Raw genomic sequence first — 20,889 nt, forward strand, 5'->3', positions numbered from 1 at the left:
TGCGATGGGTATCCCGTGCCGATCCCGCGCATGCTCGGTTCTCGGCCGAAGTGGAGGCCGTCCGAAAGTCCCGCGGAACTCTGCCGGTACCCCAACACGGTCTGCGACTCAGGCATTTGCCTGAACGGCAGACGTCCCCAGCGGTGCCGAGGGCGTCTGTCGGGTGGTCCCCTTGAGTGTGCGGGTGAACACGCCCCGACACATACACCGGGCCTCCCCCACGCCCGACGCACATCCCCGGTCCGTACGACGACGCGTACGGCACACGCCCGGCACGTGCGACACGTACGACACGTACGGGGCGCGTGCCACCAAGACGAATGGAGACGAACTTCCGTGAGCAAGGTGCTGTTGGTGCATGCCAAGGGTGGTCCGCCGCTCGGTCACGTCCTGTCCCGGACGGCCGCGAGGGCGGAAGTGCATCTGCTGGCGCTCAGCGCTCTTCCTCCCACCGTGGCGGGTGCCGCCCGGAGACTGTGCGCCTCGGTCGTCACGCCCACCGACGCGCAGCGCTCCGACCTGGTGTCACTGATCGTGTCGCGGGCCGAGTCCGTGGGGGCGGACGCGGTGCTCACCTTCTCCGAGTACGCGGTCGTGGCGGTCGCCGAGGCCTGCGAGGCGCTCGGGCTCGCGGGGGCCGGCGGCGCCGCCGCGCTCGCCCGCGACAAGCGTCTGATGCGGCGCACCTGGCAGCAGCACGGCCTGCCGCAGCCGGAGTTCCGTGCCGTCGCCACGGAGGAGGACCTGCACGAGGCGGCCCGCGCGCTGCCCTGCCCGATGCTCCTCAAGGCGGCCTGGAGCGCGGGTTCCACCGCACACCAGATCATCACCGCCCCGCACGAGGCATCGGCCGCCTGGCACCGTTCACGCCAAGTCATGGCCGAATCGGCACAGTTGGGCTACGCGGAACTCCATGTCGCGGAGGCGGAAGCCGACTTCGTCGTGGAGCAGATCGTCACCGGGGCCGTCGCGGACTGGTTCGACGAGCCCGGCTGGGGCGACTACGTCAGCGTCGAGGGCGTGGTCGCCGACGGCACCTTCCATCCGGTCTGCCTCAGTGGCCGGATGCCCACGGTCGAGCCGTTCACCGAGCGTGCGGGCATCACCCCCGCCCTGCTCTCCCCGGACGCACAGGACCGGATCGTGGCGCTGGCCCGGCAGGCCGTCGACGCCCTGGGCCTTCGCGACTGCGGGACGCACACCGAGATCAAACTGGGCCCGGACGGCGCCATGTGGCTGATCGAGACGGCCGCCCGGTTCGGCGGCGCGATGACGGTGCCGCAGATCGAGGAGGTCTTCGGGCTGGACCTCGTCGGCATGCTGGTCGACCAGCTCCTTCGCCGCCCGGTCGCGTGGCCGCAGCAGGCCCTCACTCCGGCCCGGGCGCGTGGCGCGGCCGGCTCCCTCGTCGTCCTCGCGGTCGACGGCCGGGGCGAGGCCTGGCAGGACCGCAGGGTCTGGGACTTCCCGGCGGTCGCCCAGCACGTGCCGCTCAGCCCGGGCAGCGAGCTGTCCGTGGTCGCGGAGAGTTCGCTCGCCGACGGCGACCTCGTGCCGGTCTACGACCCGGCCGCCGGAGCCAACACGATGGCCGCCCTGTGCCTGCTCTCCGCCACCGATCCCCGCACGGTGCTGCGCGACTTCGAGACACTGGTGGACGCCCTGCCGCGGGTGCTGCCCGCCGCCCACCGCGCGGAGGTCTCCCTGTGACCACCGCACTGTTCACCGACGCACCCGGCCCGGCCGCGGACCGCACGGTCATCGGCGAGAACCTGTCCCTGCCGCTGTTCCGCACGCTCTCCGGAGTCCTGGCCGGCCACCCCTACCTCAAGGTCGTCGTCGACCGCGCCGAGAACGTCTGGCACCTGCTCGACACGGCCGCGCACCCCTTCCACGTCAACTACATCGCCACCCGCGTCCTCGGCATGGAACTCGCCGAACTGGACGCGCGGCTGGACGAGTTCAACGCCTCCGTCTACATGGATCCCGAGCGCCGCTTCCTGCTCGGCGTGCTCTCCCTGCACACCGACGAGGACGCGGAGGGCCGCGAACGCACCTTCCTCGTCCTGGAGACGACCGAGGCCGACACCATGAACGGCCAACTCCTCGCGGACTTCTACGAGTTCGTCCGCTCCCGGGTCGACGGCAGGCTCCCGGTGCTGCTCAAGCCCGCCAACCACGGGCAGGAGGAGGAACTGGCGGCGATCAGCGAACTGCGGGTGCCGCGCATCCTCAGCCACGAGCTCTTCGGCAGCCGGACCCGCACCCCCCTGAACCCGGGCGAGGCGACCGGACGGCTGCGCCACTTCCGTACGCACGAGGAGTACGCCGCGGCGGAGGCCGGGCTCGGCTGGGCGGACATCGTGGCGATGCCGTGCCTGCCGGACGACGTCCCCCGGGTCGCCGGATTCCTCAACACGGCCCCGATCACGCCGCTTTCGCACACCAATGTCCTGGCGTCCGGCTGGGGGATACCCAACGCGATCGTGCTCGACCTGGACCAGCTCGTCGGGGCCGACGGCCTGGACGGCGCCTGGATCCGCTACCGCGTCTCGGACGACGAGATCCGTGTGGAGCGCCTGGACCGGGAGCCGGAACTGAGTGCTCCGGCCTGGCACCAGCAGCGCATCCGCCTGGAGCCGCCCCTGCTCGAAGACGCGCCCGTCCTGTCCCTGCACCGGCTGCGCGCCGCCGACCGCGACCGGTACGGCACCAAGGCGGCCAACCTCGGCGAGCTGCACCACGTACTCGACAGCCGGACGGCCGACCTGACCGCGTTCTACGGGCGGCCCCGCCCGCCGCGCGAGGACCTCTACGGGCATCTGGCCGCCCGCCTCGGCGCCGACGGCGCGTCCTTGCCCGAACTGCGCGCCGCGGCGGCCCAGTTCGTGGCCACCACGGTCGGCGCACCGGACGGCGTGGCGCTGCCCTTCGCGCTCCAGCAGCACTTCCTCGCCTCGTCGCCCGCGCTCCAGCAGGGCATCGGCAAACTGAAGATGGCCCTGGAGCTCGACGCCACCGAGGTCCTGGACTCGCTCTGCCTGCGACTCCAGCAACTCATCCGGCACACACCCGTACCCGAATCCGTCACCCGGCAGATCCTCCAGGCGTTCCCCGCCCCCGCGGCCGCACGCGGACGCCTGGTGGTGCGCTCCTCGTCCAACGCCGAGGACCTGCCGGGCTTCTCCGCGGCCGGTGTCTACGACTCCGTCACCGCGGTCCACGGCACCGACGAACTCCTGGACGCCGTACGGCAGGTGTGGGCCTCCCTGGTGTCGCCCCGCAGCGTGCGGCTGCGCCACCAGGTGGGGATCTCGCTCGACGACACCTACATGGGCGTGATCATCCAGGAGTATGTGCCCGCCTCGCTCGGCGGCGTCCTGGTGACCTGCGACCCCACCCGCCGCGAGGACTTCCGCAACGTCTACCTCAACTGCTCACCGGGATCCCCGGAGCAGGTCGTCGACGGCTCGGTCCTGCCGCAGCAGTACCTCTACAACACGGTGGAGGGCGGCGGGCGCACGGTGGCGCTCGGCTCCTGGGGCGACGGGCTGCCCGCCGCCACCCGGGCCCGGCTGTCCGATCTGTCCCTGACCGGGCGGCTGTTGCAGTCCCACTTCAGCGAGGACGACGTGGACCGGCCGCTGGACATCGAGTGGCTGATGACGGACCGGGGCGACTTCCGGCTCGTCCAGATCCGCCCGTACGCGCTGTGAGGGCGCCGCTCGCGGGGAGGCGGCCCGGCGCCGTGCCGGGGGCCGGCCTCACCGGCACCGCCCGCCGGATCGTCCGGCTCAACTACGGCTTCCAGCTCCTCTTCAACCTGCTGTGGTGGATGCCGGTCTTCTACGCGTACCAGCGCGAGGCCGGCCTCTCGGACGGGCAGATCTTCGGCATCCAGAGCATCTACTACGTGGCCTTCTGCCTGTTCGAGATCCCGACCGGGCTGATCGCCGACCGCATCGGCGCCCGCAACTGCCTGCGCGCCGGGGCGGTGGTGATGACGGCGGCGAACCTGGCGCCGGTCGTCAGCGCCTCGTACACCGGCTTCCTCGTCCACTTCCTCGCCATCGCCGTGGGCCGCTCCCTCACCTCGGGTGCGGCGAGCGCCTATCTGTACGACGGGCTGCGGGCCGAGAAGTGCGGCGAGCACTATCTGAAGGCGGAGGGCACCGCACGGGCGCTCGGTCTTGCGGCGAAGGTCGTGTGCTGGCCGCTGGTCGGGCCCCTGATGGCCGTCGCCCATGCCGCGCCCTACGTCCTCAGCGCAGCCAGCGCCGCCGGCTCCCTCGTCTGCGCCGTCGCGCTGCCCCGGATCGCCGGGCCCGGCCCTGGTGCGGTGGAGGCGAACGGCGGGCGCAGGGGCGGCGCGTTCCTGCGGGACGCCGGTGCCGCGCTGCGCTGCGTCGCCGCCTCGCCGTGGCTCGCCCTGGTGATGGTGCAGGGCGTGGGGATCTTCACGCTGTCCCGGATCTGCCAGGTCAACCTGTTCCAGCCGATCCTGCTCGACCACGGCATCGGCGAGGCCTCCAGCGGCGGAGTGCTCGCCGCGATGACGGTGGCCGAGGCGATCGGCTCGGCCCGCCCCCAGTGGCTCGGGCGACGGCTCACCCCGGTCGCCTGGGTGTCGGTCCTCAGCGTGGCGCTCGCCGGCACCCTGGCGGCCATGACGTTCGGCGGGGCGTGGACCGTGATCGCGCTGCTCTGCCTGTTCGCCGTCGCGACCGGGTTCGCGTACCCGGTGCAGCGCAAGCTGGTGAACGACGCGATGCCCGCGCACGCGCCGCGCGCCACGCTCCTGTCGGTCGAGAGCATCGTGGACCGCGCGGTGTGCGCCCTGGCCGCCGTCGCCGCGGGCGCCTACCTCTCCGCCGGGCGCCTGGACGCACTGCTCTGGCACAGCGCGCTCGCGACCGCCGTACTGCTCGGAGTCTTCCAACTGCTCCAGCACACCGGGGTGGTGAAGCGGGACCGGGCCGGGGGCGGGCGCCCCGCGCCCCGGCCGGCGGACGCGGCCGGGGCGCGCTCCCGCTGAGGCACGGGTGCCGGTTCCCCAGCGGGAGCGGGGCACGCGGGCGGCGCTCAGCGGGCCCCGCGGCCTAGGAGTTCGACCAGGCCCACCGGCAGGAACTCCGGCCGGTGCGGCCGGCCGACCTGGTAGGGCACGAAGCCCTGCGCGGCGGCGGCACCGACCTCCTCGGCCGTCTCGGCCTGGTAGACGAGCCGGCAGTGCCCCGAAGCGGCCATGGCACGCTGCCACAGGGCAGGTGCCGGCTTGCGCTCCGCTTCGGTGCGCGGAGTGAGGATCCGGTCGCCGAAGTCCCGCCAGGCGAAGGGCGCGGGGCCCCGCCAGGTGGCGTCGACCTCCTGTCGCAGACGGGCGGCGCGCTCGGCGTCGGTCGCACCCCAGGAGGGCGGGACGTTGGTGATGAGGCCGACCTCGATGTGATGCTCGCGCAGGGCACGCAGATAGCCGGCCGCGCCGGACAGATAGGAGGTGCTGCCGTCCTCGGCGGTATGCACCAGGGTCTCGCCGAGGTCGAAGTACACGACGGGGCAAGGGTGTTGGGCGTTCGCGGGCCTGGTGGCGCCCTGGCTCGGGGCGCCGCCGCCGGTCGGTGGCGCCGCGGCACTGGCGGTGGCGCACAGCACGGTCGATGCCAGGGCCGCGCCCAGCATGAGGCCTGCCCGGCCCCATCCCTTGTGGGGGGTGGTGAACATGGCGATGGTGCCCTTCTCCCGGCGCGCCGCGTGGGTGGGCGGTGCGCGATGGCCTGCATGTGACCTGTGCATGACATGCAGGTGTCGCGCAGTCTCTCACGCGGCGGCCGGTCGGCCCCGGCGATCGGGCGTATTCGCCGGGCTACTTCTTGGGCTCCTGCTGGATGCGGATCAGATTGCCGGAGGGGTCGCGGAAGGCGCTGTCGCGCGGACCCCAGGGCTGGTCGATGGGCTCCTGGAGCACCTCGGCGCCCGAGGCCCGTACCTTCTCGAAGGTCGCGTCGAGGTCGTCCGTGCGGAAGACGAACATCGGCAGGACGCCCTTGGTGAGCAGCTCCTGCATCGTGTCGCCGTCGGCCTGCGAACGGCCCGCGTGCGGCTCCGAGAGGACGATTTCGAGGCCCGGCTGGGTCGCGCTGCCGAGCGTCACCCAGCGGTGGCCGCCGGAGGAGACATCGTTGCGCACCTCAAGCCCCAGGGCGTCGCGGTAGAAGCCGAGCGACTCGTCGGGGTCGTTGACGGTGATGTGGCAGTACTGGAGAGCGATGGTCATGCCGTCCACGTTAGGCGGCGGCGTTGTCGCCCGCTTCTCGGATCCTGCTGGGTGTGGTGGGCGCGCCGGGTGAACCCGGTATGCCCGAGGTGCCCGGTGTGATCGGCGTGTGCGTGGCGGCCCTCGCGCCCGTGATGCTCGGGGGAGTACGCGTCGGACGCGTCCGCACCTTGGCCACGCACGCGGGCATCGCCGCCACCGCCTCGTGGGCCCGGCCCCGGTAGGCGCTCGGGGTCTCGCCCACGACCTCGGTGAACCGGGAGCTGAACGAGCCCAGCGACGTACAGCCCACCGTCATGCACGCGTCGGTCACGCTCATGCCCCCGCGCAGCAGCGCCATCGCCCGCTCGATCCGCCGGGTCATGAGATAGCTGTACGGGGTCTCGCCGTAGGCCGCGCGGAACTGTCGCGAGAAATGCGCGGGGGACATGAGAGCGTGCCGGGCCATGGTCGGGACGTCCAGGGGCCTGGCGTACTCGCGGTCGATGAGATCGCGCGCCCGGCGCAGGTGCGTGAGGTTGGCGAGCTCTTCCGGCGTCATGCAAACGACGCTACCACCGCCCACCGACAACGCACCTGACCTGCGAGAACAGCCCTCTCAGCGCGGCGGTTCCACGGGCTCGGAAAGCCCCGAGAGGGCCGCCGGCGGCGCCTCGCGCTGGTGCGGGAACGCGGTTGCCTTCGCGGGCGGCCCGGGCACGTCCTGCTGGAGGGAGACCGTCCGGGCCGGAGCCGGAATCGAGATGCCCTCCGCCCGGTAGCGCCGGTGCAGCCGCTTGATGAACTCGTGCTTGATCCGGTACTGGTCGCTGAACTCGCCCACCCCGAGGATCACCGTGAAGTTGATCCGGGAGTCCGCGAAGGTGTGGAACCGGACGGCGGCCTCGTGGCCGGGCAGCGCGCCCGAGATGTCCGTCATCACACTGTCGACGACGTCCAGAGTGACCCGCTCGACATGCTCCAAATCGCTGTCGTAACCCACCCCTGCCTGCACCAGGACCGTCAACTCCTGTTCCGGGCGGGCGTAGTTGGTCATGTTGGTGCGGGCGAGCCGGCCGTTGGGGATGATCACCAGGTTGTTGGACAGGTTGCGCACCACCGTGTTGCGCCAGTTGATGTCGACGACATAGCCCTCCTCGCCGCTGCTGAGCCGGATGTAGTCACCCGGTTGCACGGTCTTCGACGCGAGGATGTGGACCCCCGCGAAGAGGTTGGCGAGGGTGTCCTGGAGGGCCAGGGCGACGGCGAGACCGCCCACCCCGAGGGCGGTGAGCAGCGGGGCTATGGAGATGCCCACCGATTCCAGGGCGACCAGGACGCCCATCACCACGACCACGACCCGGGTGATATTGACGAAGATCGTGGCCGAGCCCGCCACCCCGGTCCTGGACTGCGCAAGGGACTGGACGAGCCCCGCGATCACCCGGGCCGCGGTGAAGGTGATGACGAGGACGAGCAGGGCGGTCAGCGAGTGGTTCACGATGCCCGCGACCCGGTCCGTGAGCGGCAGCGCGGAGGCCGACACCGCCGTGCCCGCGATGGCGGCCGCCCAGGGGGCGATGGTGCGCAGCGCGTCGACGATGATGTCGTCGCCGGTCCAGCGCGTTCTGAGGGCGTGCTTGCCCAGCCATCGCAGCAGCACCCGCAGCAGCAGCCCGGCGGCGATGCCCGCCGCCAGCGCGATGCCCGCCACCACCCAGTCGTGCAGGACCAGACTCCGGTTCAACGGACATCCTCCGGGCGGCCGGGAACGCAGGGTCGGACGAGGAGTGCCGTCGACCGCCGTATGTGATGTGTCGTCACCTTGCCACCTGTCAGATCGTGTTGCCCGGACCCTCGTTCGGGTGGACGCAGCCGTCGGACACCGGAACGGGCTGCCATCCTGCCCCATGGGCCGGGCGCCCCCGCAGGTGGGCCGGGTGGATCGGGGAGCGCCGCGCGTCCCGGGCCGAATCCGCCGGCCGGGCCTTGGCGGGAGCCGATCTGCCGACCAGGCCCTGGCGGGAGCCGATCCGCCGGCCAGGGCCTAGTGGGGGCCGGACACCTCGAACACCGCGCGCGCCGTCTCGCCGTCCACCCGGGCGGCCAGCTGCCGTAGGGCCGTCTCGCCGCATCGCAGTACCTTCCGGTCGCGGCTGGTGCGCGCGTCCCGGTCCAGGACGTGCCACAGCGGGGGATTGGCCACGAGCACCTTCGGGTCGATCTCGACCCGGTTGCCCTCGGCGTCCCGCAGGACCAGCCGCTGGGCGACCCCGTCGGACCAGCGCACCGAGACCAGGCGGTCGGTGCGTACCTCGGTCCGGCGCAGCAGCCCGCGCGCGACCAGCCGGCCCGGAGCGGCCGACACCCGGGCGGGCCAGAGCACGGCGAACAGGAGCGCGGCGAGCAGGCCCCACAGCCCGCCGCGGGCGAGGTCGAGGGTTCCGGCCAGGGCGTCGACGGTCAGGAGGAGGCCGAGCAGCACCGCCGAGCAGCCCACCGCCGAGCGGGCCTCCCCGGCCCAGGTGGTGTCGTACACCACGGCTTCGGCACCGCGGGGCGACGCGGTGCCGGGTCCCGCCGCACTGCGGGTGATCTGTTGTCCCATGGGGCGGGACGCTAGGGGTGCCGACCACATATGACCGTGTACTTTGACGGGTCGCTGATGCGTCCGCCGCCCGAATTGACGCGGGACATACGCGGCTCTTACGCGGGGCAGGCCCTCCCCGCAACCCGGGCGGCGGGTGGCCCGGGGGAGGTATCAAACGCGGACCACGGCGGTATACCTACCGGCAAGGAACCCGTCCGATCCGACGCCGCGGCCGGCCGTCGCCGGCGCCGCGGACGGTTCCGCCGCACGGACGGCGGGCGCCCCGTCGAGGGCAGGCCCTGCTGCGGCGCGGGAGTCCGCGTCCCGTCCCCATCCTTGGCGAACCCAGCCGGTTCCGCCTGTCCCGGCTCGCCCGCGGGCCGTGGAGCGATCACCCGAGGAGTGAGGCATGAACGAACGATGTGACGGGATCGTCCAGTACTTCGACCGGGAGAAGGGGTACGGATTCGTCGTGCCGATCGGGCACCGCGACGGCATCTACGTGCGCCGGGAGGACATCGAGGGGGAGACCAGGACACTGTCCGAGGGCCAGCAGGTCTCCTTCGTCATAGAGCTGGGCCGCGGCCGCTTCGAGGCCCGTGCGGTACGCCCGTGAACCGAGGGCCGCCCGGGGCCCCGCCGAGCCCTCCTTGCCGGGGGGCCGGGCCGGGGGCCCGTCGTGACCCGGTCCGATCACGAGATATCTTGATGTCGAGCAATGTTGCAGACGTGGAGCGGAGCACCCGGTGACTGACTCGACCATCATCTACACCCACACTGACGAGGCGCCGGCCCTGGCGACGCATTCGTTCCTGCCCGTGATCCAGGCGTACGCCTCGACCGCAGGTGTCACTGTGGAGACCCGTGACATCTCGCTGGCGGGGCGCATCATCGCGAGCTTCCCCGAGTTCCTGGAGGAGGGCCAGCGGATCGACGACGCCCTCGCCGAGCTCGGTGAGCTGGCCAAGACGCCCGGCGCGAACATCATCAAGCTGCCGAACGTCTCGGCCTCCATCCCGCAGCTCAAGGCGGCCGTCGCCGAGCTTCAGGCCCAGGGCTACGCGCTGCCCGACTACCCGGACGACCCGAAGAGCGACCAGGACAACGACGTCCGCGCGCGCTACGACAAGATCAAGGGCAGCGCCGTCAACCCGGTCCTGCGCGAGGGCAACTCCGACCGCCGCGCCCCCGCGTCGGTCAAGAACTACGCCAAGGCCCACCCGCACCGCATGGGCAAGTGGACCGCCGACTCGAAGACGAACGTCGCCACCATGGGCGAGAACGACTTCCGGTCCACCGAGAAGTCCACGGTCATCGCCGAGGACGGCTCGCTGCGCATCGAGCTGGTGGCGGCCGACGGCACCACCACCGTGCTGCGCGAGTCGGTACCGGTCCTGGCCGGCGAGGTCGTCGACGCCTCCGTGATGCACGTGGCCGAGCTGCGCCGGTTCCTCACCGCGCAGATCGCCCGCGCCAAGGCCGAGGACGTGCTGTTCTCGGTGCACCTGAAGGCCACCATGATGAAGGTCTCCGACCCCATCGTCTTCGGCCACGTGGTGCGTGCCTTCTTCCCGAAGACCTTCGACAAGTACGGTGACGTGCTCGCCGCCGCCGGTCTGTCCCCCAACGACGGCCTCGGCGGGATCCTCAAGGGCCTCGACAACGTGCCGCACATCGGCGCCGAGATCAAGGCGGCCTTCGAGGCCGAGCTGACCGAGGGCCCGGCCCTCGCGATGGTCGACTCCGACCGCGGCATCACCAACCTGCACGTGCCGTCCGACGTCATCGTCGACGCCTCCATGCCGGCCATGATCCGCACCTCCGGCCACATGTGGGGCCCGGACGGCGCCGAGGCCGACACCCTCGCGGTGCTCCCGGACAGCAGCTACTCCGGTGTGTACCAGGCCGTCATCGAGGACTGCCGCGCCCACGGCGCCTTCGACCCCTCCACGATGGGCTCCGTGCCCAACGTCGGCCTGATGGCGCAGAAGGCCGAGGAGTACGGCAGCCACGACAAGACCTTCGAGGTCCAGGCCGCGGGCACCGTCCGCCTCGTGGACACGGCCGGCAACGTCGTCCTGGAGCAGGAGGTCGCCGAGGGCGACATCTTCCGCGCCTGCCAGACCAAGGACCTGCCCATCCAGGACTGGGTCAAGCTCGCCGTCACCCGCGCCCGCGCCACCGGCGACCCGGCCGTGTTCTGGCTGGACGAGGGCCGTGCCCACGACGCCGTCCTCATCGAGAAGGTCCGCACCTACCTCGCCGAGCACGACACCGAGGGCCTGCGGATCGAGATCATGTCCCCGGTCGAGGCGACCGCGTTCTCCCTGGAGCGCATCCGCCGCGGCGAGAACACCATCTCGGTCACCGGCAACGTGCTGCGCGACTACCTGACCGACCTGTTCCCGATCCTGGAGCTGGGCACCAGCGCCAAGATGCTCTCGGTGGTCCCGCTGATGAACGGCGGCGGCCTCTTCGAGACGGGCGCCGGCGGCTCCGCCCCCAAGCACGTCCAGCAGCTGGTCAAGGAGAACTACCTGCGCTGGGACAGCCTGGGCGAGTTCCTCGCGCTCGCGGTCAGCTTCGAGCACCTCGCGACGACCACGGGCAACGCGCGCGCCCAGATCCTCGCCGACACCCTCGACCGCGCCACCGGCACCTTCCTCAACGAGGACAAGTCGCCGAGCCGCAAGCTCGGCGGCATCGACAACCGCGGCAGCCACTTCTACCTCGCCCTGTACTGGGCGCAGGAGCTGGCCAAGCAGACCGAGGACACCCAGCTCGCGGAGGCGTTCGCGGCGCTGGCCAAGACGCTGGGCGAGCAGGAGTCGACCATCGTCGACGAGCTCATCGCGGTGCAGGGCTCGCCGGTCGACATCGGCGGCTACTACCAGCCGGACGCGGCCAAGGCCTCCGCGGTCATGCGTCCCTCGAAGACGCTGAACCAGGCCATCGCCACCCTCGCCTGACTCCAACTCCCCTGCGGGGGAGCGCAGTTGAGCACGCCGCCGCCCCGGCCGGATTCCTTCCGGCCGGGGCGGCGGCGTGGTACGGCCCGGGGGTGTGGTCCGTCGGTCCGTACTGCGCGACCCGTTGACCGATTGGTCCAGACCTTCTACGGTGCGTCGCATCGGGCGGGTCACCCGCACCGCTCCGCAAGGCACACGGTTCTGCACAGCCCTGGCACCCCCACCTCACCGCAGGGAGAACCATGTCCGCACCGCGTTCCGCCCCCGCGCGCCGCCGGCGAAGACTCGCCGCGCTGCTGGCCGCGCTCCTGCTGCCGCTCGCCGCGCTCACCGGGCTCGGCGCGGCCCCCGCCGCGGCCGCCTCCGGCCTGACCGCCACCTTCGCCGCCCAGGACAACGGGTCCTGGTGGAAGGGCACCTTCGTCGTGCACAACGCCACCTCGGCGCCGGTCACCGGCTGGGCCCTGGAGTTCGACCTGCCCGCCGGGGTGGGCATCACCGGCCACTACAACGGCGACGCGACCGTCACCGGCCGGCACGTCAGCGTCAAGAACGCCTACTACAACGCGACCGTCCCGCCCGGCGGTTCCACCGAGCCCTACAGCTACTGGTTCGTGGCGAACGGACCGCTCGGGGCGCCCACCGGCTGCACCGTCAACGGCGACAAGTGCGACGGCACCCCCGACACACCGCCCACCGCCCCGGGCAAGCCGCAGGCCACCGCCGTGACCGCGCACAGCGTCTCGCTGGCCTGGAGCGCCGCCACCGCCGGCGACCACCCCGTCGCCTCGTACGAGGTGCTCACCGGCGACACCGTGCTCGCCGCCACGGCCACCACCTCCGCCACCGTCACCGGCCTGACCCCGGCCACCGGGTACTCCTTCACCGTCCGGGCCAAGGACACCCGAGGCAACCCGGGCCCGCGCAGCGCGCCGCTGGCGGTGACCACCGTGGACCCCGCATCCGATCCGGTGCCGCCCGGCGCCCCGGGCGACCCGCGCGCCACCGCGAAGACCTCCACCAGCGTCACCCTCGCCTGGGGCGCGGCCACCGACAACATCGGGGTGGTCGCCTACGACGTCTACCGCGACGGCGCCCTCGCGACGACCGTGGCCGCACCCGCCACCACCGCCACCGTGCCCGGCCTGACCCCGTCGACCACGTACACCTTCACCGTCAGGGCGCGCGACGCCGCCGACAACGCCTCCGCCCCCTCGGCCGCGCTCGCCGTGACCACCGACGACCTCGTCGGCCAGGGCACGTACCTGAAGGCCGGTTACTTCGCCCAGTGGGGCATCTACGGCCGCCAGTACTTCGTGAAGAACCTCGACACCTCGGGCGCCGCGGCCAAACTGGACGTGCTCAACTACGCCTTCGAGAACATCGACCCCACCAACCTCACCTGCCAGGCCGGTGTCACCAAGGGGGTCAGCGGCAACCCGCAGGACCCCGACGAGGGGACCGGTGCGGGCGACGCCGACGCCGACTACGGGCGCGCCATGACCGCCGCCCAGTCCGTCGACGGCACCGCCGACGACGGCTGGGGCCAACTGCGCGGAAACTTCAACCAGTTGAAGAAGCTCAAGGCCAAGTACCCGAACCTCAAGACCGTCGTGTCGATCGGCGGCTGGACCTACTCCAAGTTCTTCTCGGACGCCGCCGCGACCGACGCCTCCCGCAAGAAGTTCGTCAGCTCCTGCATCGACGTGTGGATCAAGGGCAATCTGCCGGTCTACAACGGCGCGGGCGGACCCGGCACCGGCGCCGGGGTCTTCGACGGCATCGACATCGACTGGGAGTGGCCCGGCACCGACGGCCACCCCGGCAACCACTACTCCACCGCCGACAAGGCCCATCTCGCCCTGCTGCTCGCCGAGTTCCGCAAGCAGCTCGACGCGCTCGGCGGCCCGCACCGGCTGCTCACCGCGTTCACGCCCGCCGACCCGGCGAAGATCGCCGCCGGCTGGGACCTCACCCAGGGCTCGGGGGTCTTCTCCTCGCTCGACTACGCCATGGTCCAGGGCTACGACTTCCACGGCTCGGGCAGCGACAACTCCTGGGAGCCGAACCGCACCGGCCAGTCCGCCAACCTCCACCCCGACCCCAAGGACCCGTACCCCTTCCACTTCAGCGTCGACGCGGCCGTGGCCGCCTATCTGTCCGCCGGCACCAACCCGCGCAAACTCGCCGTCGGCTTCCCGTTCTACGGGCGGGGCTGGAAGGCGGTCGCGGACGGCGGCGCGCACGGGGCCTGGCAGAGCGCCGACGGGGCCGCGCCCGGCCAGTTCCCCGAGGAGGCGGGGGTGCGCGGCTACGCCAACCTGATCGCCTCGGTGCCCGGCATGACCGTCTACCACGACGACCAGACGGTCGCCACGTACGGCTACACCGGGGACGGCGGCCAGTGGTGGTCGTTCGACGACGCCTGGTCGATCGGCCACAAGACGCCGTACATCAAGAACAAGAACCTGCTCGGCGCCTTCGTCTGGGAGATGTCCGGCGACACCCCCTCGGGCACCCTCATGAACGCTCTCGACGCGGGCCTCAAGTAGCTGACGGCGGGCGGGAGTTGACCCCCGCCCGCCCCCGGGCCGGATTCAGTGGCCGCCGTCGCCGCCCGCGTCCCCCGCGGCGTGTGCGTCGGTGTGGTGGTCGGCGTGCACCTCCGGGGCCTCGTCGCCCCGGTGGCGCGTCTCGGTGATGATGCCGGTCACCGCGACCGCCACCAGACAGGCGGAGATGATCGCCTCGGCCCACAGGAACGCCGCGTAGTCGAGCAGGCAGCCCACCGGCGGCCCGCCGGGCGCCGCGTTGCGGAACCCGGCGAGCGCGAACAGGGTCGCCGCCATCCAGGCCATCGCCGGCCAGACCAGGCCCCGGCGCTGGTCGACGATCACCCAGGTCGCGCCGAGCACCGCGAGGGCGAGCCCCCACATGATGAACATCATGAACCAGGCCAGGATGAAGGTGGCCCGCGAGCGGCTGACGCGCACCTCGAACGCGACGAAGCCGTGGTCCTGGCTGCGGCCGACGACCGTCGGCTTGAAGAACGCGTCGACGTCCCGCAGCGACAGGGAGACCGGCACCTCCTTGCCGGCCGCCTCGGCGGAGAAGCCGATGAGCGTCGAGTACCGGTCGAAGGGGTAGTCCGAGACGGATCCGCCGTCCAGGCTCACCTTCACGTCCTCGTAGCTGACCTGCCGCCCCGCCTTGAAGTCCAGGGTGCCCCGGATCAGCGAGGAGGTCTCTACCCGCAGGTCGACGGCCGGGGTGTACGGGTCGCCGTTCTCCCGCAGCGAGCCCTGGGGGAGCACCAGGACCCGCAGCGTCAGCTCGCGGGCGACCGGGTCGACCTTCTGGATGCTGGTGTCGATGTACACGCCGTTCGCCGTGCGGGTGTCGCCCACGAAGTGCTCCTGCTGGCGCACATCGCGTTCGTTGAAGTAGAGGAGCACCCCCACGACGGCGGCCAGCAGGATCACGAGCAGTGAAATGACGTGACGCACGAAATACTTGTTCGGTCTAAAACGGGCCATAGGCGAATGAATACACCCCGGGGCCTCGCCGGGCGGGTCAGACGTGGCGGGGCAGCCGGACCGTCAGTGCGTAGAGGCGGGTGGTCTGCACCGGGTTCTCGTTGTCGTCACTGACCAGCAGGAGGCGCAGCCGGCCGTCCCGGGTGCGGCCCGTCACGGCCAGGCCCTCGATGTTGTCGAGCAGCGGGTTGGGCTGCGGCTGCTTGGCGGTGGCGCCGAGGGAGGGGCAGGCGCCGATGTCGGCGAGCAGCGTCTTGCGGACGGTACGGGCGGGGCCGGGCAGGTTCTCGACCTTGCTGACATCGCTCGCACCGCGCGGGTCGGCGAGGAAGAGGCGTACCGAATTGCCCACGCCCGCGGTGAAGCCGCGCTCCAGGACGAGCAGCCGGCCGTCGCCGGTCGCGGTGATCTCCGAGACGCCCGCGTTCGGCTCCACGGGGTAGGCGTACTGCCCGGCGAGCGTGAAGTCGCCCTTGGCGGAGCCCCGGTGCCAGGTCTGGAACCGGACCAGGGAGCGGCCGGCCGCGTCCTTGGCGTCGCCGGACAGCGGGGCCTCCATCGAGGCGATCAGGGTGTGGCCGCCGGGTTGCAGGGCCAGCCCCTCGAAGGTGGCGTTGGCGATGGCGCGCCCGGCCGGGGCGACCCGCAGGGCGTCCGGGACCGGCAGCCGGCCGAGGATCTTGCCGTCGCGGTCGTAGTGCCGTACCGACGGCTCGGTCTCGGAGGTGACCAGACGGGTGCCGTCGCGCTCGACGACGACGGCCTCCGAGTCCAGTGGCGCGCCCCTCTCGTCCGCGAGCGGCACGACCCGGGTGGGAGCTGCGGCGAGGTTCCTGCCGACCTTCAGGTCGAACAGCTGGGAACGGTCGGACAGCGCGGCGATCGTGCCGTCGGTGTCCACGGCGAGACCGGACAGGTTGCCGACGACCGTGCCCCGGAACAGCGTCTTGTCCAGGCTGTCCGAGAAGCCGTCCAAGGCCGTGGAGGCGGAGCAGGCGTGCCGGGCGTGCGGGGCGCCGACGGCTGGCCGGACCGCGGCGGTCGCGTCGGTGACGGTCACACAGGCGGCGACGGCCAGCGAAGCGGTGGCGGCGGTGACGAGGGTGCGCAGACGCACGGTTCCTCCCGGGTCGGATGCGGATGGCACCACACAGTAGATCGCCTTGTGTGAAGGGCGAGTTGAGTCGCGCCGTCGTGCACACGAACGCCGGACCGCCGAGCGGATCCCGGCCGGGCCGGACGGGGTGACGCCCCCGCACCGTGCCCCCGCCGGGCCGTCGCCGCCGCACCCCGCGGGGGAGCCGGGCACCTGGCGGACGGAGCGGCGCCCGGGGCCACTTATCCTGAGCCACTCAGTCCGTACCCGGCGTCCTGGCCGCACAACTTGTCCTTGGAGTCCGCCTTGAGGGTAAATCTCCGTTCCCGAGTCACCCTGTGGCTCGGGCGCACCTACCTAGCCAGGATCCAGAAGCGCGGCATCGGCCCCGGCACGATCTCGCTGCTGCCCGACGCGCTGCTCATGCCGCTGCGCCGCAACGGGCTCGACCCGGTGCCCGAACTGACCGTTCGGCAGGCCGAGGAGCCGGTCACCAAGGTGCCGCTGCCCTTCGGCATGGACGCCTGGGTGGTCACCGGGCACGACGCCGTGAAGGCCGTGCTCGGCTCGGCCGACGGGTTCAGCAACGACTTCACCCACCTCGCGGGCAACGCCGGCGTGGTGGAGGAGCAGCATCCCGGCGGGCTGGGGTTCAGCGATCCGCCGGTGCACACCCGGCTGCGCCGCATCCTGACGCCCGAGTTCACCATGCGGCGCCTGCGCCGGCTGACCCCGCGCATCGAGGCGCTGGTGGAGGAACGGCTCGACGCCATGGAGGCGGCCGGCGGCACCGTCGACCTGGTCGAGGCCTTCGCGCTGCCCGTCCCCTCGCTGACCATCTGCGAACTGCTCGGCGTGCCCTACGAGGACCGCCATGACTTCCAGCAGCTCGCCATGGAACGCTTCGACCTGTTCGCCGGGGCCACCGCCCCGCTCGGCGCGATGTCCGCCTCGCTGTCCTACTTCCGCGACGTGGTCAAGAAGCAGCGTGAGAACCCGGGCGACGGCCTGATCGGCATGATCGTCAAGGAGCACGGCGACAGCGTCGGAGACGACGAGCTCGCGGGGCTCGCCGACGGCGTCCTGACCGGCGGCTTCGAGACCACCGCGAGCATGCTGGCGCTCGGCGCCCTGCTGCTGCTCCAGGACCCGGACGCCTTCGCGCGAATAGCCAAGGACGAGGAGGCGGCCGCGGCCTTCGTCGAGGAGTCGCTGCGCCACCTCACCGTCGTCCAGCTGGCCTTCCCGCGCTTCGCCCGCGAGGACGTGGAAGTGGCCGGCCGGCTCATCCCCAAGGGCGACATGGTGCTGTGCTCGCTCAGCGGCGCCAACCGCGACGCCGCCCACATCCCGGACGGCCACCGCTTCGACCCGCACCGCAAGGCGGCCGGCCATCTCGCCTTCGGCCACGGCATTCACCGCTGCATCGGCGCCGAACTCGCCCGCATGGAACTGCGCGCCGCCTTCCCCGCCCTGGCCCGCCGCTTCCCCGACATGCGCCTGGCCGTCCCGGCGGACGAACTCGCCTTCCGCAAACTGTCGATCGTGTACGGGGTCGAGTCGCTGCCGGTACGGCTGCGCGGCTGACGCCCTCCGCCCGGGCCGGAACCCGGGCGGCGCGCCCGGTCAGCTCACCGTGAGCGCGGTGTCGTCGATCACGAACGACGTCTGGAGCTTGGATCCCTCCGTCGCGGTGAACTTGAGGGTCACCGTCTGCCCGGCGTACGCGCCCAGGTCGAAGGTGCGCTGGGTGTAGCCGCTCGCCGCGTTCAGGTTGGAGTACGTCCCGAGGGTGGCCAGGACCGACCCGCCGCTGTTCAGGACCTGCACCTTGAGGGTGTCGTACGCCGTGCTCGACGTCTCGGCCGTGTCGATGTGCAGCTGGAAGCCGAGCGAGGCGGCACAGCCCGCCGGGATGGCCACCTGCTGCGCCAAGGTGTCGGTGTGCGCCGTCCCCTTCCCGCCGAGCCACGCCTTGTACGCGCCGGTGCGGGCGGGCTCACCGCTGCTGGTGTTGATGATGCGGCTGGTCGCGGTCCAGCCCGAACTCCCCGATTCGAAGCCGGGGTTGGCGAGGAGCTGGGCGGCGGTGCAGCCGGGGGCGGGGTCGCCGCCGGTGCCGCCGGCCGCGCCCGACAGCCATGCGGTGGCGTTGAGCGCGAGGGCGGCGTCGGTGCCGGCCGGGTCGTTCCAGCCGTCGTACAGGGTGTTGCCCGACTGGCCGGTTCCGTCGTCGATGGGCGAGCTGTCGCCCCAGAAGGCGATGCGGCCACTGCCGAAGGTGCTGGTGGCGAAGAACGCGCCGGTGGTGCCGGAGTAACCGGTGCGGTAGACCTCGCCCTTGGCGGCCGGGTTGTCGGCGGGCTTGAGCGTCACCGTGGTGCCGTTGCGGATGATGCTGCCGGTCACCTTGCCGAACGAGCCGTTGAGCACCGGGTCGGCGCTGTCGGCGACGGCCCTCGGGTTGTCGGTGGCGATGTTGAGCGCGTCCACCGAGAAACCGAACGGGTCCGTGCTGTCGACGGAGTTGTTGGACATCAGGTCGTTGATGACCTTCACCGCGTCCGCGCCGTCGTTGTTGCGGTCGGAGCCGGTGTGGTCGGAGATGAGGAAGAGGCCGCCGCCGTTCTTCACGAACTGCATCACGGCGGTCTTCTCGGCCGCGCTGAGCAGCACGTTGGGCTCCGGCAGCACGAAGGTGTCGAAGTTCTTCAGGTCGAGCGCGGAGGACGTGCCGTAGGTGATCGTGTTGCCCGAAGGCAGCGTCTTGAGGGCGTAGTCGCCGCTCTTCTGGAGCGCGACACCCCAGGAGGACAGGGCGCCGGTCCAGTCCGTCTCGGCCGAGGGGGAGGGATTCTGGGCCAGCGGGTCCGGCTGGCTGGTGCTGATGATCCAGTCGGCGTTGCCGGCCGTCTCGGCCTTGGAGTTGTCGAACAGCACCCGGTGCGGGGCCGCCGCGGCGGCGACAACCGGCGCGGACGCGGTGGGCGGGGTGGCTGCCTGGGCGGCGGCGCCACCGGCGACGACCAGCGCACCGAGCGCGGTCAGCACGCCGGCGGCCTTGCGGCGCGGAAGAGCGGTCCGGCGGCGCGAGGGAGCGGAACTGCTGGCTCCGAGCATCCTGCGTACCTCCATGAGGGGTGGGGGCAAGGTGGTGGGGACACCAAGTCTGCGCGCGTAGAACGTCGTTGTACGGACTCCGGGGCAGCGCGCGGTTGAACCGTACATGGCGGAAAGGGTGCGGCGGCAGGTCTTAGCCGTGGCGAAATCTGTCGGTAATCGTGGACGCGCCGCAGGTTCTACGCTCGTTGGCGTGACCCGGGCCGGGGACCGGACGGGAGCGCGCACGGGGCCGTGGTGCGGGCGGGATCGGGGAGGTTCGTCGATGGCTGCTGGCGCCAGTCCGCGTCCGGTGGGCGAGCAGGACGTGCGGCTGCGCCACCGGGTGGTGCACGGCTACCGCCGGGCGTACCGCACGGCGGGCCAGGGGCCGCCCGTCGTGCTGATCCACGGAATCGGCGACTCGTCGGCCACCTGGACCGAGGTCATCCCCGGCCTCGCCCGCCGCTACACCGTCCTCGCTCCCGATCTGCTCGGCCACGGCGCCTCCGACAGGCCGCGCGCCGACTACTCGGTGGCCGCCTACGCCAACGGCCTGCGCGATCTGCTCGGCGTACTCGGCGTCGAGCGCGCCACCCTCGTCGGCCACTCGCTCGGCGGCGGCGTGGCCATGCAATTCGCCTACCAATACCCCGAGTCGACCGAACGGCTCGTCCTGGTCGGTGCCGGGGGAGTGGGCCGCGAGGTCAACCCGGTGCTGCGCGCCGCCACGCTCCCCGGCGCCGAACCGGTCCTCGCGCTCCTCGCCCGGCCCGCGATGCGCCGGCCCGCCCGGCTCGTCATCGAACTGATGCGGTTGCTCGGCACCGACCTCGGCCTGGACGCCCCGGACCTGCTCGGCCTGGTGGACGCGCTGCCCGACGCGAGGTCCCGCAGCGTCTTCGTGCGCACCCTGCGGTCGGTCGTCGACCCGCACGGCCAGGTCGTCACCATGCTCGACCGCTGCTATCTGACCGCGGGCATGCCCACCCTGCTGATCTGGGGCTCGCGCGACAGTGTCGTCCCACCGAGCCACGGCCGGCGCGCCCACGCCGCCATGCCCGGCAGCCGTCTCGAAGTCTTCGAAGGCGCCGGGCACTTCCCCTTCCACACGGACCCGGCCCGTTTCCTCGCCCTCGTCGAGGACTTCATCGCGACCACCCCGCCCGCCGACTGGAGTGCCGAACACTGGCACGGCCTGTTGCGCGCGGGCCGCGACGGCACAGCGGTTGCGGAGCCCGACCCCACTCAAGAAGCCATCGCGGCAAGGGAGTTGAGGCGGGAGAGCGAACGCAGCGCGACCTGACGCCGGTCCGCCGATCAGCCCCGAGCCGTGCGGACAGGCC

General features: G+C 72.0%; 16 protein-coding genes. 8 read left to right on the forward strand and 8 right to left on the reverse strand.

The genetic code is table 11. The annotated features are described in order from the left end of the window. The first annotated feature begins 336 nt into the window (after positions 1-336). Genes CG740_RS01370 through CG740_RS01380 form a run of 3 tightly spaced genes read left to right on the forward strand, consistent with a single transcriptional unit; the run spans position 337 to position 5,035 of the window. Complete coding sequence (locus tag CG740_RS01370) at positions 337-1,710, forward strand: ATP-grasp domain-containing protein (protein ID WP_100573000.1); 1,374 nt, start codon at positions 337-339, stop codon at positions 1,708-1,710. Beyond that, a complete protein-coding gene (locus tag CG740_RS01375; RefSeq protein ID WP_100573001.1) occupies positions 1,707-3,716 on the forward strand; it encodes a PEP/pyruvate-binding domain-containing protein in 2,010 nt (669 codons plus the stop codon). The genes CG740_RS01370 and CG740_RS01375 overlap by 4 nt, the downstream gene beginning before the upstream one ends. A 32-nt stretch (positions 3,717-3,748) precedes the next feature. Continuing rightward, on the forward strand, positions 3,749-5,035 hold the full coding sequence (locus tag CG740_RS01380) for an MFS transporter (protein WP_234375983.1): 1,287 nt from the start codon (positions 3,749-3,751) through the stop codon (positions 5,033-5,035). A 47-nt stretch (positions 5,036-5,082) separates the two neighbouring features. Here CG740_RS01380 and CG740_RS01385 read toward each other — a convergent pair whose 3' ends face one another. The 5 genes from CG740_RS01385 to CG740_RS01405 all read right to left on the reverse strand — a co-directional run bounded on the left by CG740_RS01385 (position 5,083) and on the right by CG740_RS01405 (position 8,861). Then, positions 5,083-5,721, reverse strand: a complete 639-nt coding sequence (locus CG740_RS01385; RefSeq protein ID WP_100573003.1) for a hypothetical protein — start codon at positions 5,719-5,721, stop codon at positions 5,083-5,085. Between the two features lie 142 nt (positions 5,722-5,863). Continuing rightward, positions 5,864-6,274: a VOC family protein gene (locus CG740_RS01390; RefSeq protein WP_100573599.1), complete on the reverse strand. Its 411-nt coding sequence runs from the start codon at positions 6,272-6,274 to the stop codon at positions 5,864-5,866. Positions 6,275-6,284: 10 nt separating this feature from the next. Beyond that, positions 6,285-6,815, reverse strand: a complete 531-nt coding sequence (locus CG740_RS01395) for a helix-turn-helix transcriptional regulator (RefSeq protein ID WP_100573004.1) — start codon at positions 6,813-6,815, stop codon at positions 6,285-6,287. Positions 6,816-6,872: 57 nt separating this feature from the next. Continuing rightward, complete coding sequence (locus CG740_RS01400) at positions 6,873-8,000, reverse strand: mechanosensitive ion channel family protein (protein WP_100573005.1); 1,128 nt, start codon at positions 7,998-8,000, stop codon at positions 6,873-6,875. A gap of 300 nt (positions 8,001-8,300) precedes the next feature. Beyond that, complete coding sequence (locus tag CG740_RS01405; RefSeq protein WP_100573006.1) at positions 8,301-8,861, reverse strand: hypothetical protein; 561 nt, start codon at positions 8,859-8,861, stop codon at positions 8,301-8,303. A 391-nt stretch (positions 8,862-9,252) separates the two neighbouring features. On the opposite strand from CG740_RS01405, the gene CG740_RS01410 reads away from it, so the two are divergent. The 3 genes from CG740_RS01410 (at position 9,253) to CG740_RS01420 (ending at position 14,364) form a co-directional block, all read left to right on the forward strand. Then, positions 9,253-9,459: a cold shock domain-containing protein gene (locus CG740_RS01410; RefSeq protein WP_100573007.1), complete on the forward strand. Its 207-nt coding sequence runs from the start codon at positions 9,253-9,255 to the stop codon at positions 9,457-9,459. Positions 9,460-9,589: 130 nt separating this feature from the next. Beyond that, entirely contained in the window at positions 9,590-11,812 is a 2,223-nt protein-coding gene (locus CG740_RS01415; protein ID WP_100573008.1) for an NADP-dependent isocitrate dehydrogenase, read from the forward strand. 242 nt (positions 11,813-12,054) lie between these two features. Continuing rightward, entirely contained in the window at positions 12,055-14,364 is a 2,310-nt protein-coding gene (locus CG740_RS01420) for a glycosyl hydrolase family 18 protein (RefSeq protein WP_100573009.1), read from the forward strand. A gap of 45 nt (positions 14,365-14,409) precedes the next feature. On the opposite strand, the gene CG740_RS01425 is transcribed toward CG740_RS01420, so the two are convergent. After that, the gene (locus tag CG740_RS01425; RefSeq protein ID WP_159030183.1) at positions 14,410-15,318 is read right to left on the reverse strand and encodes a DUF4436 family protein; all 909 of its coding nucleotides are present in this window, start codon (positions 15,316-15,318) and stop codon (positions 14,410-14,412) included. 67 nt (positions 15,319-15,385) lie between these two features. Then, on the reverse strand, positions 15,386-16,465 hold the full coding sequence (locus CG740_RS01430) for an esterase-like activity of phytase family protein (RefSeq protein WP_100573011.1): 1,080 nt from the start codon (positions 16,463-16,465) through the stop codon (positions 15,386-15,388). Positions 16,466-16,750: 285 nt separating this feature from the next. Here CG740_RS01430 and CG740_RS01435 point away from each other — a divergent pair, with 285 nt between their 5' ends. Then, positions 16,751-18,031: a cytochrome P450 gene (locus CG740_RS01435; protein WP_100573012.1), complete on the forward strand. Its 1,281-nt coding sequence runs from the start codon at positions 16,751-16,753 to the stop codon at positions 18,029-18,031. 39 nt (positions 18,032-18,070) lie between these two features. Here CG740_RS01435 and CG740_RS01440 read toward each other — a convergent pair whose 3' ends face one another. Next, a complete protein-coding gene (locus tag CG740_RS01440; RefSeq protein WP_100573013.1) occupies positions 18,071-19,564 on the reverse strand; it encodes a hydrolase in 1,494 nt (497 codons plus the stop codon). Positions 19,565-19,829: 265 nt separating this feature from the next. Between CG740_RS01440 and CG740_RS01445 the strand changes: the two genes are divergently transcribed. Continuing rightward, on the forward strand, positions 19,830-20,849 hold the full coding sequence (locus CG740_RS01445) for an alpha/beta fold hydrolase (protein WP_100573014.1): 1,020 nt from the start codon (positions 19,830-19,832) through the stop codon (positions 20,847-20,849). Positions 20,850-20,889 lie beyond the last annotated feature (40 nt).

Source organism: Streptomyces sp. CB01201 (assembly GCF_002803085.1).
In the GTDB taxonomy this organism is placed as follows: Bacteria; Actinomycetota; Actinomycetes; order Streptomycetales; family Streptomycetaceae; genus Streptomyces; species Streptomyces hundungensis.